The sequence below is a fragment of the Streptomyces sp. AMJ-169 genome, assembly GCF_055597585.1.
Window position 1 is genome coordinate 324703 of record NZ_JBVLTJ010000003.1, and the last position, 16820, is coordinate 341522.

General features: G+C 71.5%; 14 protein-coding genes. 9 read left to right on the plus strand and 5 right to left on the minus strand.

Going from position 1 to position 16820, the window contains the following annotated elements; genetic code table 11:
• Window positions 1-369 precede the first annotated feature (369 nt).
• Entirely contained in the window at window positions 370-1488 is a 1119-nt protein-coding gene (locus ACYUD3_RS09710) for an SDR family oxidoreductase (protein ID WP_470966758.1), read from the plus strand.
• A 166-nt stretch (window positions 1489-1654) separates the two neighbouring features.
• Entirely contained in the window at window positions 1655-2251 is a 597-nt protein-coding gene (locus tag ACYUD3_RS09715; RefSeq protein ID WP_470966759.1) for a hypothetical protein, read from the plus strand.
• Here the strand turns inward: ACYUD3_RS09715 and ACYUD3_RS09720 are convergent.
• A complete protein-coding gene (locus ACYUD3_RS09720) occupies window positions 2148-4352 on the minus strand; it encodes an MMPL family transporter (RefSeq protein ID WP_470966761.1) in 2205 nt (734 codons plus the stop codon). The two genes, ACYUD3_RS09715 and ACYUD3_RS09720, sit on opposite strands and share 104 nt — an antisense overlap.
• Before the next feature lie 149 nt (window positions 4353-4501).
• Here ACYUD3_RS09720 and ACYUD3_RS09725 point away from each other — a divergent pair, with 149 nt between their 5' ends.
• Window positions 4502-5758: a GNAT family N-acetyltransferase gene (locus tag ACYUD3_RS09725; RefSeq protein WP_470966764.1), complete on the plus strand. Its 1257-nt coding sequence runs from the start codon at window positions 4502-4504 to the stop codon at window positions 5756-5758.
• A gap of 12 nt (window positions 5759-5770) precedes the next feature.
• On the opposite strand, the gene ACYUD3_RS09730 is transcribed toward ACYUD3_RS09725, so the two are convergent.
• On the minus strand, window positions 5771-6634 hold the full coding sequence (locus ACYUD3_RS09730) for a sigma-70 family RNA polymerase sigma factor (protein WP_470966766.1): 864 nt from the start codon (window positions 6632-6634) through the stop codon (window positions 5771-5773).
• 79 nt (window positions 6635-6713) lie between these two features.
• Between ACYUD3_RS09730 and ACYUD3_RS09735 the strand changes: the two genes are divergently transcribed.
• The 5 genes from ACYUD3_RS09735 to ACYUD3_RS09755 all read left to right on the plus strand — a co-directional run bounded on the left by ACYUD3_RS09735 (window position 6714) and on the right by ACYUD3_RS09755 (window position 10698).
• The gene (locus ACYUD3_RS09735) at window positions 6714-7379 is read left to right on the plus strand and encodes a flavodoxin family protein (RefSeq protein WP_470966768.1); all 666 of its coding nucleotides are present in this window, start codon (window positions 6714-6716) and stop codon (window positions 7377-7379) included.
• A 95-nt stretch (window positions 7380-7474) separates the two neighbouring features.
• Window positions 7475-8281, plus strand: coding sequence for a hypothetical protein (locus ACYUD3_RS09740; protein WP_470966771.1), 807 nt, complete (start codon window positions 7475-7477; stop codon window positions 8279-8281).
• A gap of 578 nt (window positions 8282-8859) precedes the next feature.
• Window positions 8860-9306, plus strand: coding sequence for a hypothetical protein (locus tag ACYUD3_RS09745; protein WP_470966773.1), 447 nt, complete (start codon window positions 8860-8862; stop codon window positions 9304-9306).
• Window positions 9303-9713, plus strand: coding sequence for a hypothetical protein (locus ACYUD3_RS09750; RefSeq protein WP_470966776.1), 411 nt, complete (start codon window positions 9303-9305; stop codon window positions 9711-9713). Before ACYUD3_RS09745 ends, ACYUD3_RS09750 begins: the two co-directional genes overlap by 4 nt.
• 157 nt (window positions 9714-9870) lie before the next feature.
• Window positions 9871-10698 (plus strand): SAM-dependent methyltransferase, encoded by an 828-nt coding sequence (locus tag ACYUD3_RS09755; RefSeq protein WP_470966778.1) that lies wholly within the window; start codon window positions 9871-9873, stop codon window positions 10696-10698.
• A gap of 26 nt (window positions 10699-10724) precedes the next feature.
• On the opposite strand, the gene ACYUD3_RS09760 is transcribed toward ACYUD3_RS09755, so the two are convergent.
• Together ACYUD3_RS09760 and ACYUD3_RS09765 are read right to left on the minus strand one after the other, a co-directional pair.
• A complete protein-coding gene (locus ACYUD3_RS09760) occupies window positions 10725-11642 on the minus strand; it encodes a helix-turn-helix domain-containing protein (protein ID WP_470966780.1) in 918 nt (305 codons plus the stop codon).
• 104 nt (window positions 11643-11746) lie between these two features.
• Complete coding sequence (locus ACYUD3_RS09765) at window positions 11747-11983, minus strand: DUF397 domain-containing protein (RefSeq protein WP_470966783.1); 237 nt, start codon at window positions 11981-11983, stop codon at window positions 11747-11749.
• A 912-nt stretch (window positions 11984-12895) separates the two neighbouring features.
• On the opposite strand from ACYUD3_RS09765, the gene ACYUD3_RS09770 reads away from it, so the two are divergent.
• The gene (locus ACYUD3_RS09770) at window positions 12896-13912 is read left to right on the plus strand and encodes a zinc-dependent alcohol dehydrogenase family protein (RefSeq protein WP_470966785.1); all 1017 of its coding nucleotides are present in this window, start codon (window positions 12896-12898) and stop codon (window positions 13910-13912) included.
• 383 nt (window positions 13913-14295) lie between these two features.
• Here the strand turns inward: ACYUD3_RS09770 and ACYUD3_RS09775 are convergent, their stop codons facing one another.
• Complete coding sequence (locus ACYUD3_RS09775; protein ID WP_470966787.1) at window positions 14296-16764, minus strand: ArnT family glycosyltransferase; 2469 nt, start codon at window positions 16762-16764, stop codon at window positions 14296-14298.
• Window positions 16765-16820 lie beyond the last annotated feature (56 nt).

The following is a 16820-nucleotide window of genomic DNA, read 5'->3' on the forward strand; positions in this document are numbered from 1 at the left end:
GGCCGCATTCACCCGTTCGGCGGTACGGCGGGCAAGTGCACCCATTCGGGTGAGAGGGCGCGCGGCGGCGGGGGGACCCGTTCGGGTGGAAGCAGCGGGTGGAGACCTGGGCGCGGGACGTACGGCGGTCCGGGGCGCCCGCCGGGTGTGGTGTCCTCGGCGCCCCTGAACTCCCTTCCGCCGCCGCCCTTTTCACCGCTTCCCCCGCTTCTCTTTCCGCCACTTCCGCCGCTCCCCTCCCGCCGTTTCCGCCGCTTCCCCTCCCCTTGTCTCCGCCGCTCCCGCCGCTTCCCCACATCTCCCCGTCCCCCGTCCCCCGTCCCCCTTCCCCCGGCATCTCCCCACCCCCTCCCGACCCCTGGAGTCCCCATGGCCATGCTCTTCACCGGCGCGACCGGCTTTCTCGGCAGCCGTGTCCTGCGTGACCTCCTCGCCGGGCCCGGCGACGGCGCGGTCACCGTCCTCGGCCGGGGCGGCGTACCCGCGCTGCGGGAGCGCGTGGAGTCGGTGCTCGACGCGCTGGACGCGCAGGCCGGGTCCGCCGTCCCGCGCGGCCGGCTGCGGTACGCCCACGCCGACCTGACCGAGCCGGACCTCGGCCTGTCACCCGCCGAGCGCGCCGCTCTGGCCGGCGGGTGCGCGGAGATCTGGCACTGCGCGGCCCATCTCGCCCTGCACGACGACCCCGTACCCCTCTTCAAGGCCAACGTGCTCGGCACCCAGCGCCTCCTCGGTCTGGCTGACGCGGCGCCCGGCGCGCACTTCGTGCACCTCAGCACCGCGTACGTGGCCGGGGGCCGCGCCGAGGGTCACATCGGTGAGGGGGACCTCAGCGACCGGGACGGCTTCCTGACGCCGTACGAGGAGAGCAAGTACACAGCTGAACGCGCGGTGCGCGCCTGGAGTTCCCGCACCGGACGCGCGGCCACGGTGCTGCGGCCCTCGCTGCTCGTGTGCGGCCGGCCCGTCACCGGCGGCCGGCGGCAGCCGCTGGCGGTGCTGGCGCTCCTGATCCATGAGGCGCTGCGCGCCAGGGCCGCCGACGACCCCGTGATCGCCGCTCTCCTGGCGGGCGGTGACGTGCGCGGCAGCGGGCTGCGGGTGCGGGTCAGATGCGCGGGCGAGGGGGCGCTCAACCTGGTGCCGGTGGAGTACGCCGCGCGGGCGGCCGTCCTCGCCGCGCGGGCCGGGGACCGTACCGCGCCGGGCGTGCGCACGGTCCATCTCACGCATCCGCGCAACACCCCCTTCCGGGTGGCGGCCGAGGTGCTGGAACGGCGCTATCCGGGGCTGTCCGTGGAGCTGGTGGACGACCTCCCCGACCCGGACCCCTACGAGTCGCTCTTCGCCCAGGGTCTCGCCGCACTGCTGGTGTTCACCGGGCAGCGCCGGACGTACGACCGCTCCGCCCTGCTGCGGTACACCCCCGGCCTGCCCGAGCCGGAGGACGTCGACGTGGCGCTGCTGGCAGGGGCACTAGGAGTGTGACGTCCACCGGGCGCACCCGGTTTCACGACATCGGGTGCACCTGGGTGACCGACCGGATGAACCTGCGCCACCCGGCCCCCGTCACCGCCCGCCCGCCTCCATCATCGACAGACGACGCGTCAGACCGGCCCCGCCCCGCGCGCGGCCCGACTTCGGGAGAGAAGCCGTGACTTCAGCGAACGGGCGCCCGCGTGCCCTCGTCCATCTGGCGGCGCTCGGGGCGCTGGTGGCCGCCGCCGGCGCCGTCGCCGTCCTCGGCCAGCAGCCGCCCGCCCGCGCCGCCGCCGAGGCGCCCGCCGTGCCGCTGCCGCTGACCTGCAAGGGCACCGCGGCGGTCGATCCGACGGACCCGGCGAAGGTGCTCCTGCGGGACAGCACCGGTACGGCCGGCTACCGGGCCACCATCACCGCGAACTGCACCGGCTCGTCCCTGGTGTCCCAGGTGAAGGTGACCCTGGAGGGCACCGCCGACGGCACGTGCGGGCAGGCCGTCGGCACGGGGACGGGCACCGCCCAGTGGATCGGGCCGCTCGGTGAGCAGGTCGGCACCAGCAAGGGCAGCGGCACGCTGCACTTCGCCAACGACGCGAACGGCGACGTGACCTTCACCGCCGAGAAGGTCCAGTTCACCGAGGGCCTGTTCGCCGGGTCCGTCGGCGTCACGATCCAGGTGGGTGACCTGGGCGTGGGCCAGGACTGCTGGACTCAGGGGAAGCTGAACGGCGGTTCGGGCTCGGGATCGGCGCGGCTGACGTTCGGCTGACGGGCCGGGCGCCGCCGCCGGGCCACCACCAGTTGGCGGCGCCCAGCAGCCGCATCACGGCCGGGACGAGCACCGCGCGCACGAGCAGCGCGTCGATCACCACCGCGAGGAAGATCCCGACGCTGATCTCCTTGACCATCACCACCTCGCTGGTCGCGAACGACCCGGTGACGACCAGGACGGCGGCGGCAGCGGCGGTGATCACCCGCCCCGAGCGTTCGAGGCCAGTGGCCACCGCCTCCCGGTCGTCCCCGAGCGCCCGGTACTGCTCGCGGATGCGCAGCAGCAGGAACAGCTCGTAGTCCATCGACACCGCGATGAGCAGGAACAGCATCACGATCGGCGCGAGCGCGTCCACGTACCCGGTCGGTTCGGCGCCCAGCAGCCGGCTCGCGTGCCCGTCCTGGAAGATCCAGGTCAGCGCGCCGAACGAGGCCCCGATGGACAGCGCGTTCATCGCCAGGGCCTTCACGGGCAGGACGAGGGAGCGCAGCGCCAGGGTGAGCAGCAGCAGGCTGGTCACCACCATGAAGGCGAGCACCCCGGGCAGCAGGTCGAAGAAGGTGTCCATGGTGTCGACGGCGAGCGCCGACGCGCCGCCCACCAGCACCGCGCCGCCACCGGGAACAGGCAGCGCCCGCACCGCCCGGACCAGCGACTTCGCGGAGTCGCTCGCGACGCCCTGGCGCTGTCCGACGTACACCACGGCGTGGTCGCGGGCCGTCCCGGCGACCATCACCCCGTGGGCGCCGGGCAGTTCGGAGACGTCCCGGGTCCAGGCGAGCAGGTCGGCGTGGCCCTGGGGGGTGTCGAGGGGGCGGGTGAAGGTGGCGATCGCCTGGAGGGTGCCGAGCCCGGAGACGGCGAAGTCCCGTTCCATGTGCTCGGCCGCGACCCGCGCGGGCGCCCCTTTGGGCAGCATCCGGTGGTCGGGGAAGCCGATGACGGTGTGCAGGAACGGCACCGCGAGGGCGAGCAGCAGCGCGGAGACGGCGCAGGTGTAGGCGACGGGCCGCTCCATCACGGCGCGCGCGACCCGCCCCCACACCACCCCGTCCTTGTGCGCGCCGCGCCGCCGCAGCCAGCCCGGGGAGAGGGCGTCGACCCGCGTACCGAGGCAGCTCAGCAGGGCGGGCAGGACGGTCACGGTCACCAGGGACCCGACCAGCAGCCCGGCCGCGGCGCCGATGCCCAGCGCGCGGACGAACCCGAGCGGGAAGAACGCGAGCCCGACGGCGATGAACGTCATGACCGTCCCCGAGAGCAGCACCGTCCGCCCGGCCGTGTCCACGGTGACGACGACGGCTTCCTCCGGGGTGCGCCCGGCGGCCAGTTCCTCGCGGAACCTGCTGACGATCAGCAGCCCCGCGTCGACCCCCGCGGCCAGGCCGATGGCGACCACCAAGTTGACGGTGACGTAGGGGACTTCGACGAACCCCGCCACCGCGCGCAGCGCCGCGAGCGCGGCGGCCGTGGCCAGCGCCCCGGTGACGACGGGCAGCAGCGCGGCGACGGCTCCCCGGAACACGAACACCATGAGCAGCGTCATCAGCGGCAGGATCAGCAGCTCGGTCCGCGCGAGGTCCTGCCGCGAGCGCTCGACGATCTCGGAGATGACGGCCGTGGGCCCGGTCCAGGTGACGTCGAACCCGGCCGGCCGCAGCGCGTCCCGCAGCGCCAGATAGCTGCGCGTACGCCCGGTCTCCCCCTCGCCCCGCAGCAGGACGGCGACGACGGTCGCGTGCTGGTCCAGGGAGACGAGCAGCGGGTTGCCCGAGCCCCACACGGTCGTGGCCCGCTGCACCGTCCCCTCCGGCGCCCGCCGCAGCGCCCCTTCCACGGCGTCCCTGAACTCCGGCCGCCCCACGGTCAGTTGCTCGTCGCGGAACGTGACGAGGACGTCGGCGCCGCCCTCCCCCACCTCGTGCCGGATCGCCTCGGCGGCCCGGCTCGCCTCCGCGGCGGGCGCGATGAACCCGCCGTAGCTGAGCCGGGAGGAGAGCCCCGAGCAGGCCAGCAGCGAGACGACGAGCACGACGCCCGCCCCCAGCAGCACCCAGACCCTGCGCACACTGTCGAACCGCCCCAGCCGGACGAACACATCACCCTCCCTCTCGGCGGCTCAACGAGGGGGTGTCCGGCCGGGACACGGGCCGGTCTGTCGCGCGCGCCCGTAATTCGGTTGCCCCGCCCGTGGATCGACGCTGGACTGGCCGGACACCGGCGTAATCCGATGAGGGGGCTGCGGCAATGGAGATCCGTTCGGCGACCGATGAGGACTCCGATGTCTTCGTCAACACCTTGCACGCCGCGTTCGGGCTCTTCCCGGAGACCCCGGCCGAGAACGGCGGCCTCTGGTGGTCGGCGCTCGAAATGGACCGCTGCCTGCTCGCCCTGACCCCGGACGGCCGGCCCGTGGGCACCGCCGCCACGTACCCCTTCGAACTCACCCTGCCCGGCGAGATCTTGGCACCCACCGCCGGGGTGACCGCCGTCGGCGTCCTGCCCTCGCACCGGCGCCGGGGGGTGCTCAGCGCGGTGATGCGGCATCAGCTGACCCAGCTGCGGGCCGACGGGGAGTTCCTGTCCGTGCTGCTGGCCTCGGAGGCGGGCATCTATGGGAGGTTCGGTTACGGACCGGCGGCTTACACCGGGGAGTTGACGGTGCAGCGGCATCGGGGGGAGTTCGCTGTTCCCCGGGCGGGCGGGGCGGCTGACGCGGGGACGGGCGGGACGGCTGGCGCGCGGGCGGACGGAGTCGCGGCGCCCGGCTCGGTCGAAGTACTGCCGCGTACCGACTGCGGCGACCTCCTGGAAGAGATCTACGACCGCTACCGCCGCACCCAGCCCGGCGCCCTGTCCCGGCCGCACCGCTGGTGGGCCCGGCGCGCAGGGCAGCCCCCCATCTCACCGGCGCCGCGCTACATCGCGCTCCACCGGGACCCGGACGGCGTCCCCGACGGCTACGCCAGCTACTCGGTCGAGTCCGGCACCCTGACCGTCGACGAGACCATCACCGCCGACGACACCGTCTTCACCGCCCTGGCCCGCTTCGCCCTCGGCCACGACCTGGTCTCCCGCGTCGTGTTCAAGCACACCCCGCCCGACCACCCGCTGCGCTGGCAGCTCACGGACTTCCGCGCCGCCGAGGTGACCCGCGCCGGCGACTGGCTCTGGGTACGCCTCCTGGACGTCCCGCGCGCGCTGACCGCACGCGGCTGGTTCACGGACGGCGAACTGGTCCTGGACGTGACCGACCCGTTCCTCGGCGAACACACCCGCTACCTGCTGACCGTCCACGACAACAAGGCCGACTGCACCCCGACGACCCGCAACCCCGACCTGTCCCTGGACATCAGAGACCTGGCCTCCGTCTACCTGGGCGGCACAACCCCGAGCACACTCGTCCGCGCGGGCCATATCCGGTCCCACCACCCAGCGGCCCCCGCCCAGGCCGACGCCCTGTTCCGCACCGAGCGTTCCCCGCACTGCCTGCACTGGTTCTGAGGACCCTCCCCCCTAGCCCACCCCAAGATCCAGCCGCCGCAGCTCCCCCGGCTCGGCGAGCACGCGGTACTCGGCGATCCGGCCGTCCCTGACAAGGAACGTGAGCACGAGGAGCAGCCGCCCGCGCGGCGCGACGGCGAGTCCCGCCCGGCCGTCGACGAGCAGGACGTCGGCGGCCCGCGCGTTCCGGGTGAGCAGCAGCGTCTCCTCCACGACCGCCGCCGCGCCCCGCACCTCCAGCGGCACCCCGTCCAGCAGCGCCCCCGCGTCGGCGCGGCGCACGACGTCCGGGTCGAGCACCGCCAGCAGACCGGCGAGATCGCGGCCCCGCGCGGCGGCGAGGAACGCCTCGACGGCGCGGCGGTGGGCCACGAGATCGACGTCCGCCGGCGGGGCGGTCGTACCGGCGACCCGGAGCCTGGCCCGGCTGGCGAGCTTCTTGGCCGCCGCCGGCGTCCGGTCGACGATCGGGGCGATCTCGTCGAACCGCACCGCGAACAGGTCGTGCAGCACGAACGCGACCCGTTCGGCGGGGCTGAGCCGGCCGAGGACGACGAGCAGCGCCCGGCCGACCGACTCGGCCAGGATCGCCTCCCGCTCCGGATCGGACCCGTCGGGGATCGCTGCGACGGCGTCGTGGTCCGCGCCGGTCTCCCGGCGTGCCGTCCGCGCGCGCAGCATGTCCAGGCAGATGCGCGCCACCACTCTCGTCAGCCAGGCCCGCAGGTTCCGCACATCGTCAGGAGCGGAGCGGTCGAGCCGGAGCCACGTCTCCTGGACCGCGTCCTCGGCGTCGCCCAGCGATCCGAGCATGCGGTAGGCGACGCCCCGGAGATGACCGCGGTGGGCTTCGAACTCCTCGTCCCGCTCACCCATCGGTCACCTTTCCGCGCCCCGCTTCGTCCTGTCTCCGAACGCCGGCTCCACGAGAGCCGCACATTGATCGGAGTATCACATGATCGAATCGACGCAGGCGCAGGACCACTTGGCCGGGCCGACCCGCATAGCGGTGGCCTTCCACAGCGGCTACGGCCACACCGCCCGGCAGGCGGACGCCGTGGCCGACGGCGCCGGGTCCGTCCCCGGCACGGTCGTGGACCTGGTGGCCGTGGACGATCCCGACGACCCCGCGCTGTGGGCGGCCCTGGACGCCGCGGACGCGATCGTCTTCGGCACCCCCACCTACATGGGCAGCCCCTCGGCGGTGTTCAAGGCATTCGCCGAGCGCACCAGCAAAGTCCTCGCCGACGATCTGCGCTGGCGCGACAAGTTCGCGGCCGGTTTCACGACCAGCGGGGGCATGAGCGGCGACAAGTTCAACACCCTCGTCGACCTGGCCGTGCTCGCCGCCCAGCACGGCATGATCTGGGTCGGCCTCGACCTCCCCGCCGGCTGGTCCACCAGCACCGGCTCCGCCGCCGACCTGAACCGGCTCGGGAGCTGGCTCGGGGCGATGGCACAGGCCGACGCGGACCAGGGACCCGAAGTGGCGCCGCCGGCCTCGGACCTGGAGACCGCGTTCCGGCTGGGGGAACGGGTCGCGAGGGTGGCGGGAGCGTATCGGGCAGGGGTACGGGTTCAGCGCCCCCAGGACGCCACCGCGCCGCTCATCGGGACGTGAGCCCCCCGGACACGCGATGGCGGGAATCGTTCCGGCCCACTTCCCCGTGGGCCCCTCACGTACTACCACTCGTGATCCGACCCCGAGGAGGCGCCATGACGTCCGCTTCGTACGAGCTGCGGCCGGTCACGTCCACAGGCATGACCAGCTTCGACGACATCTACGTCCAGCCCGACCCCCGGGCGTACTTCCGCGTCCTGGGCCCCCTCGGCTACCGGACCCCGCACCACGCGCAGAAGGTCTTCCGCGGGCTGCTCGACAGCTCCCCGCCGGTCCTGGACCTGTGCTGCTCGTACGGCATCAACGCGGCCCTCCTCAACCACGATGTGACCTACGACGAGTTGCACGAGCGCTACACCTCCCCGCGCGCGGAACGTATGACGACCGCCCAACTCACCGCCTGGGACCAGGAGTTCTACGCGAGCCGGCGCCGCCCCGACGCCGTCCGCGCCATCGGGCTCGACATCTCCGCCCCCGCGCTCGACTACGCCCGGGCCGTCGGCCTGCTCGACGAGGCGTACGCGGAGAACCTCGAGACCACCGGGCCCAGTACGGCCCTCCTCCGAGCGGTGCGCCCCGTACGCCTCATCACCGTCACGGGCGGCGTGAGCTACCTCTCCCCGCGCACCCTGACGCCCCTCCTCTCGAACACCGAACTCCCGCCGCAGGTCTGCGCGTTCGTGCTGCGCACCACGTCATACGCCGCGCTGGAGACCTGTCTGTCCCGACACGGCCTCACGACCGAGCGGGACTCCTCCCGCACCTACCCCCAACGCCGTTTCACGGGCCCCCGCGAACAGGCCGCGGCGATCGCGGCGGTGCGGGCCCTGGGCGAAGATCCCCAAGGCAAAGAGGACGACGGCTGCTACCACACGCACGTGTACCTGTCCCGGGCCGTCTGAAATCCCGGATCTTCACTTCCGCACATTCGCCGACTTCCCATCCGCACGGGATTCCGGCGACGGGGGGAAATCGGCAGGGAAGAAAAACCATCACCTCTGATCCAAAACAATCTACAAGAGAGCATTCAGATCACATCAACGATCATCAAGGGAACCAAAGTTGTCGAAGAGAAGGAAGATTGCAGGCGGGACCTCCTTGCATGAAGGGAAACCAGACGACCGTTGGGCAAATAACCCCGATCTGACGATACTCTTGCGAGACTACGCGCAGCCGAAGCTGAATAACCGGCTGTAATAGCGGTGGCCCCGGGCTGCACCCCCGAGGCCACCTTTCAGGTCGACGACAACCAAAGAGAGGATTGACCGTGACCAACGGAGAAGTCCGGGAGCTTGCCTTCACTCCCCCGGAGATTCCCCTCGTGATTATCCCTGCCCCGCCCCGGGGCGAAACCCGCGCGATGCCCGGCCCACGGCCGAGGGCCGGCGCGGTCGTCCCCGCATCGCCCGTCCCCGCCGGGCCGTGACCGATGACAGTGCCATCACCGAAGACGCACTGCGTCTTCTGCGGAAAGGGAATCGTGCAGCTGAAAAGGGGCGGGCGGCCCAGGGACTACTGCGACCGGTCCTGCCGGCGGCGGGCCCAGCGCCAGCGTGACCGCGACCGGCAGACGTCCAAGGTGCCCGACACGCAATGGCGGTCGATCGCCGGGGACATGTTCGTCCGCGCCGGGCAGCTGCACGCCGTCCGCGGCGACCGGCTGCCGCTGGCGGAGGTGCTGGAACTGACCGCCCGCCTCCACGAGGACGTCGACTGCCTGGCCGCCGTGGCCGTCGAGACGGTCCGTCACGACGGCTGGGCCTGGACCGAGATCGCGTCCGCGGCGGGGCAGACCGAAGCGACCGTCCGGGCCCGGTGGGGCGGCGCGCGCGTCTCGCGCCTGCTGTCCGCGCGGTCCCCGCTGTCCCCGGACCGGCCTGCGGCCCCCGGGAGCGACGCAGCGCCGACGGGAGAACGCCGACCGTGACCGGGAACAACTACCGCACACCGCCCTTATCCCGGCTGGACTTCGTGGCCTTCTGCGACGCCAACCGCGGCCGGTACCTCCGCTACACGCTGACCCGACTTGAGGGCCGGCCGGAGGCGGAGCACTGCGTCGACGCCGTGCTCGACGCGCTCAGAACGCGGTGGAACACCGTGCTGGGCAGCCCGAGCGCGGCCGCCGTCGCCTGGCAGATCCTGCGGGCCGAGGTCGACCGCCGTACGACGCGAGCGGGGAAGCCGTACGGCCACCTGCGCGACGACCAGGCCGACATCCTGCTCCTGCACCGCCGGCTGGAGATGCCGCTCGACGAGGCCGCCGGACTGATGGGGCTCGCGGGCCATCAGGGCCGGGCTCTGCTGCGCGGGGCCGAACGGGAGCTCGGCTGCTGAAGGCGTGCGCCGGTGGACATCGGACGTCCACCGGCGCCACGTCTCCACCCCTTCGGGTACTAGACAGTTCCTTCCCCCGCGCCCGCCCCACGCCCGCTCCTACGATGGCCGCTTTGATTCCGGACACCAGCCCGCATCGGGGCGCATGGGAGCACGCATGGCCGACGGGGAGAAACCCCAAACTCACTTCATCGACATCAGCAGCGTCAGTTGCGCGCGCATGTATGACTGGTTCTTGGGCGGGACCGAGAACTACGAGGTCGACCGCATCGCCTGCGGCGAACTCCTGGAGCTCGCCCCCACCACCCAGCAACTGGCGCGCACGAGCAGGGACTTCCTCAGACGCGTCGTGCACGTCCTGGCCGAGGAGGAGGAGATCGCCCAGTTCCTCGAACTCGGGGCCGGACTGCCCACGGCTCAGGACAATGTGCACGAGGTCGCGCAACGCGCCAACGAGCACGCCAAAGTCGTCTACGTCGACAACGACCCCACCGCCGTGGCCCACGCCCGCGCGACTCTGGACGACAACGAGAACACCATGGTCGTGGACTGTGATGTGCGCAGCCCGCACACCATCCGGCAGGCCACCAAAGGCTTTCTGAACTGGCGCGAGCCCATCGCGGCGCTCTTCGTGTCGGTGCTGCACTGCCTGCCCGACGCCGACGACGAGGAGGACCCGGCGGCGGTGGTCAAGGCCGTCGCCGACTCACTCGCACCGGGCAGTTACCTGGTCATCTGCCATCTCGTCAGCGACGATCCCGTCGTACGCGACGGCGTCACCCGGCTGATGACGGACGCCGCGCCGAAGCAGTGGGGGCGGGTCCGTGAAGTGCATGAAGTGCGCCGGTACTTCGAGTCGCTGACGGTCGAACCGCCCGGGCTGGTCGACGTGGTGGACTGGCGGCCCGGCTCCGCGCCGCCGCCCGCCCGGCTGCGGTCAGCGGAGTGGACGGAGTGGGGCGGCGTCGGCCGCGTCACGGGATGAAGGCGCCGGGGAGGAGCGGGGGCACCTCAGCCCTGCTTCTCCCTGGCCACCGCCCGCTCCCAGCGTTCGAGGGCGGACCTGAGCGCGGCGTCGCTCTCCTTCCGGTCGTACGCGTTCGCGCGCGCGTTGTCCAACAGCCCTCGGTATCGGTCGAGTTGACGCTTCTGTGTCACATAGTTCGCCCCGTCGAGGTGCTCCACGTACGCCAGTTCCTGGCAGTCGCCGTCGGCGAACACCATGTGGAAGAGGGGGTACTGAAGCACCGCGGCCTCCTCCCGGATTATGCGGATGTTGATCCGCTCCGCCTTCGCGGCCCGCAGCAGGAACCTCACCTGCTCGGCCATGACGCCGGCGCCGCCGTAAGGACGCCGGAGCACCTCTTCGCTGATGAGGGCGGTCAGCGTCGGCGTCCCCTTGCCGAGCATGATCTGGCGCTGCATCCGCAGCTCGACGATGCGTTCGATGTCGGCGTCGGGGAGCGTGATCTCCATCAGCCGTACGATCGCCCGCGCGTACGCCTCCGTCTGCAACAGGCCCGGCACGACGCGGGGTTCGAAGACGGAGATGGATTTCGCCGTTCCCTCCAGCCGGATGAGGCGTCGGAGGAAGCTCGGCGTCACGTCCGCGAACCGTGCGTAGAGGTCCGCGTTGCCTGTCTGGGCCAGCAGTTGGTCCAGCAGGCTGCGCTGTTCACGGGTGAGGCCGTAGAAGACCGCGAGGTCATGGATGTCGCGGGGCTTCGCCGGGCTCTCGCCCCGTTCCAGCCGGCTCACCTTCGACGTCGAGGCCCGGATCACCGCCGCGGCGTCGGCGAGGGTGAACCCCAGACGCTCGCGGTGGAACCGGAGTTCGTCGCCCAGCAGCCGTCTTGTGGGGCGCTGTTCGTCCGATGCCTGGACGACAGGCGCGTCGGGCTCGCGCCCTGCCTTGCGAGCGGCGGGCATACACACTCCGGAGGGGGTTCAGAGACACGCAAAACAGCTCCAGAGTGCCTGTCGCAGGCCCGCCGCCACAAACTATGGCCCAAGCATACCTCTGCGTCGCCCCGCTAAGCGGCGAACCGATCGAACTCCGCTCTCTTCACACCCTCCAGAAAAGCCCGCAGCTCGGCTTTGCTGAAAACCAACGCCGGACCTTCCGGGTGCCGCGAGTTCCGCACAGCCACATCCCCCTGCGGCAGACTCGCCACTTCCACACACTCACCGGCCCCGATACTCGCCCTCGCCTTCGTCCACGTAACTCCCGCGATCCCGTCCGCCGGAACACCATTCGTGATCGCCGCCATAGCCGACCTCCCCTTCCTCCCATGCACGACCGGACGCCGGTGCACACGATTCCCATATGGGAATCGGCGTCGCCGTTCATGCAAGGGTAGGCGGATGGCAGGGGGTGCGACATTTCCCCAAAAGAGTGCAGTTCGATTTGGATTTGCTGATGAAATTACTTACCGGCTGCTGCGGGGGTCGCTGAACTCGGGGGTGGGCACGTTTCCATGGGCGCTGCCACGAAGGAAGCCGACGGGGGAAAGCGCGCCCTCTTCCGCCGGTTCGGTGACCGGGGGTCTTCTTCGCGGCCTCTTCACCGAGGGCGAGGCTGAGTTCGAGGCCGAGTTCGAGGAAACGTACGCGTCCCGGCGAGGGAACGGCTCGGCGCCCCCATCGAGCGCATCGCGGCCGACACCGCCCGCCGCCGGCGGGGACAGACGGCGACGTCGATCTCCTCATCCACGCCCCGCTCACCTTCCTGGACATCGACACGCTGGACCGCCCGCGCCACGAGGACCAGATCCCCGTCGGCCAACTCCAGGCCACCTGGACCGATCATGTATGACGGCCCCTCCCCAAGCAGCGGTACGGCCAACCGGCCGCCTACACGAGGACTTCGCCCCCCTCCGACCTGGTCCTGCTCCACATGGCCAGCGCCGGGATTTCCACGAATCGTGCCCCGGAAACATGTCACGCAATTCACCGGAAAAGGCGGGACAGGTTTTCCGGCGGGAAACCGCATCACACATCGCGGCCAGATCCACCCGCCCCCTTCCCTGGCCGGCACGCATTATCAGCCACCAGGCCGGATAAGGCGGTTTCCTTCCTGGTCGCATCGCCTACGGGATGGAATTCTTCTCTCTACGGACCCCTACCGGCGGTTCCGGAGTCTGTTGTGGACATTCTCTGATAAACGTGTCAGGAGAAACGACATGCGAGCAACTGTGATCCACGCCCCCGGCGACATCCGGGTGGAGGACGTCCCCGAGCCGAAGATCCTCAAGCCGACGGACGCGATCATCAGCACGGTCGCGACCTGTGTCTGCGGATCCGATCTGTGGCCCTACCGAGGCATCGAACCCACGGATCAGCCGCACCCCATGGGCCATGAGTACGTCGGTGTCGTGGAGGAGGTCGGCTCCGAGGTCACGAGCGTCAGGCCCGGCCAGTTCGTGATCGGCTCCTTCGCCTCCTCCGACAACACCTGCGCGAACTGCCGCAACGGCTGGCAGTCCTCCTGCCTGAACCGCGAGTTCATGAGCACCTGCCAGGCCGAACGGATCCGTATCCCCTACGCCCACGGCACCCTGGTCGCCACCGACGAGCACCCGGACGCCGCGTTCGTAACCGGTCTGCTGGCCGTCTCCGACGTCATGGGCACCGGCTGGTGGGCGGCCCTGGCCGCCGAGGTGAGGCCCGGGTCGACGGCCGTCGTGGTCGGTGACGGGGCGGTCGGGCTGTGCGCGGTCATCGCCGCGAGAGAGTTCGGCGCGGAGCGGATCATCGTCATGTCCCGCCATGAGTCACGGCAGAAGCTGGCGCTGGAGTTCGGCGCCACGGACATCGTGACCGAGCGCGGGGACGACGGCGTCGCCCGGATCAAGGACCTCACCGACGGCATCGGCGCCGACTCGGTCCTGGAGTGCGTCGGCACCGCCCAGTCCATGAGCCAGGCCCTGCGCTGTGCCCGTCCCGGCGGCAACGTCGGCTTCGTCGGCGTCCCGCACGAAGTGTCCGTCGACGGCCAGGAGTTGTTCTTCTCCCACGTCGGCCTGCGCGGCGGCCCCGCCCCCGTACGCCGCTACATGCCGGAGCTGATCGACCTGGTCCTGCGCGGCCGTATCAACCCCGGCAAGGTCTTCGACCTCACCCTTCCCCTGGAACAGGCCGCCGAGGGCTACAAGGCGATGGACGAACGCCGAGCCATCAAGACCCTGCTCACGCCCTGAACCTCGGCGCGCCCCCGCACGCCGGGTTTCGCCGGGGGCCACGCCATGCTCGCCGACACCGACGGGGGAACGGCCTCGCACTGAGCGCGGTCGGCACCCAAGGGGGCGACGCTGCCAAGGAGTTGCCGCGGCGGGGCCGGCCCTGATCCGAGGCCGACGCCGAAGCCGTGACGGGGCATCCCGACACCTCACAGCCGCTCGACGCCGTCCTCAGCGGGCGACGCCGATCGCGGCAGCGGGGTCCCGTACTTCGAGGGCCCCGACGCTCGCATCGGCCGCCAACTGAAGCTCGCCCCCTGCAAGTTGGCGGACACTCAGACAGTCAAGGTCTCCGAGGAGGTGCCGGGCCTGCCCAAGACGTCGAACGTGTCGAGGGCGGGCCCTCATCCGCAGCGGTACAGCATCTCCGTCCCGTCCGTACTCCCATACGCCGACGCCGGGACAGTCGTACAACTCGACACGACCCACTCGGTGATCCGGGCCGCAGGGGTCGTCCCGCCCGTGTCGCGTACGCCGCCCACCACCACGTACCGCAGCCCGCCCGTCGCGACGAGCCGGCGGAACGCCGTCTCCGTCGGGAACGGTACCCGGCCGGTGAAGCCGCCTAGGGGGAGGACGTGGGCGCCGGTGGCGAGGATGTACGGGGACGCGGTGCTCCAGTTCGTGGTGGCGAAGACGTAGCGTGCGGAGCCCTGGTGCGCGCTCGTGTAGGCGAGCAACTCCCGCTGGAACACGGTGAGTCCACCGCCCGACCCGCCGCCGAAGCCGCCGCCCGTACGACCGGTGCGGCCCATGTCCCCGGCCCACCGCAGCCGTTCCGCCCCGCCGCCCGCCGCCGCGAAAGCCCCCGCGGACGCCGGCCGTTCGTACGACGCCGGCGTACCGCGCCCACCGCTCACGTCCGACGGGCCGACCGCACCCATGCCGGTGCTGCGGTACGACGGGTTGAACACCTGCGCCACCCACATACCCGGCGCGCCCAGCACCGAGACGAGCGCCACCACAAGCCCGACGAGAGCCAGCCGACCACCGGACCGTCCGCCCAGCCCACCGCCGGACCACCCACCGAACCGACCACCGGATCGCCCGTCAGTTCGCTCGCCGGACCACTCTCCCGATTGCTCATCAGCTCGCCCACCGGGCCACCCGTCCGATCGCCCACCGGGCCACCCGTCCGATCGCTCACCAGACCGACCGCCCGATTGCCCGCCGGACCGCTCACCAGACCTCCCGACCACCCGCTCACCAACCCCCGCCACCACCAACAACCCCACAGCCACGACCCCAAGCACCCCCACCACCCCCGCCAACCACGGCAGAAACGCCCTGAACTCCCCCGCGAGATACGTACTCCACGCCGCCGAGACCGCCACCGCCCCCGGCAGCGCCCAAGCCCGCCGCCCGCCGGACCGGTACGCCCGCCACAGCACAACCGTCCCGCCGCCCGTGAGCGCGGCCAGCGGTACGGCGATCACGCCCATGTAGTACGTGTGATCCCCCACGCTCCCCGCGCTGAAGACCAGGAAGAACGTCGCCAGCCAGACTCCCCACAGCAGGAACCCGGCCCGCAGCCGGTCCGTACGCGGGCGCCCCCTGCTCCACAGCAGCCCGCAGCAGGCGCAGACCGCGGCGAACGGATACAGCCAGCCGGTCTGCGAGGCGAGCGACGTGCCGAACATCTTCGCCCAGCCGTCCTGACGCCCGCTGCCCTGATGCCCACTGCCCTGACGGCCGCCGTACTGGCCGTCGCCGTACTGACGGCCACCGCTCTGGCCGCCGCCGTTCTGACGGCCGGCGCGAGAGAAGGCACCCCCGGAAAAGGCACCGGCACCAGCCCCGGCGCCCGCCCCCAACCCCGCGCCCGCCCTCATCCCTTCACCTGCACCCATCCCCGTACCTATGCCTGCACCCATCCCCGCCCCCGTCCCCGCTCCCCCAGCCCCCTTCAGCGAACCACCCCCGCCACCCCCACGCGCCCCACTCACACTCCCCGTAGCCCCCGCACTGACCCCCAACGCCGAGAACCGATTCAAAAAGTTGTACCCGACGACCATGCTGAACGCGGAGTTGTCCGTAGTCCCGTCCACATACGGCCGGTCCTTCGCCGGAATCAGCGTCACCGCGACCATCCACGACACCGACACCGCGGTCATCACCACAGCCGCCACCCCGAGATGCACCAGCCGGCGCCGCACAGGGACCGGCGCCGACACCAGATACACCACCGCCAGCGCGGGCAGCACAGCCCACGCCTCCAGCATCTTGCTCTGGAACCCGACCCCGACCCAGACCCCGGCGAACAGCAGGGGCCGCAGCCGTCCGTCCCGCGCCGCCCGCTGCGCCGCCTCGGCCGCGAGCAGCACGCACAGCGTGAACGCCGGATCCTCGACCGCCGTACGGAACAGCCCGATCGAGACCGGGGTCAGCAGGAACGCGGTGCAGGCGAGGAGCGCGGCGTCGGGTCCGGCCCAGCGGTGCACCAGGCGATGCAGCACGAGCAGGCTCGCCATTCCCTCGAGCACCTGGGGGATCACCAGCGCCCAGGGATGGAATCCGAAGACGCGGGCCGAAATCGCCTGCGGCCACAGGAATCCGGGGAGTTTGTCGAGGGTGATGGAATTTCCGGGGTCGAAAGAGCCGTAGAAGAACGCTTTCCAGTTCTCCGACATGCTGCGCGCGGCGTCGGCGTAGAACGCGTGGTAGGAGCTGTGGTCGATGCCCCAGGTGTAGAGCACGGCGGCGAGCGCGACGAGGGCGAGGAGCGCCGGGCGGGCGTGGGCGGGCTGGTCGGACGGGGATCGCCAGGGTGCCCGCCGGGTGGGCACGGTCGGCGCGGGAACGGTCGTAGCCATGGACAGCAGTGTTCGCCACGGCCTGGCCATTCCCTCGCGGATCGCCGTTCTCCGGT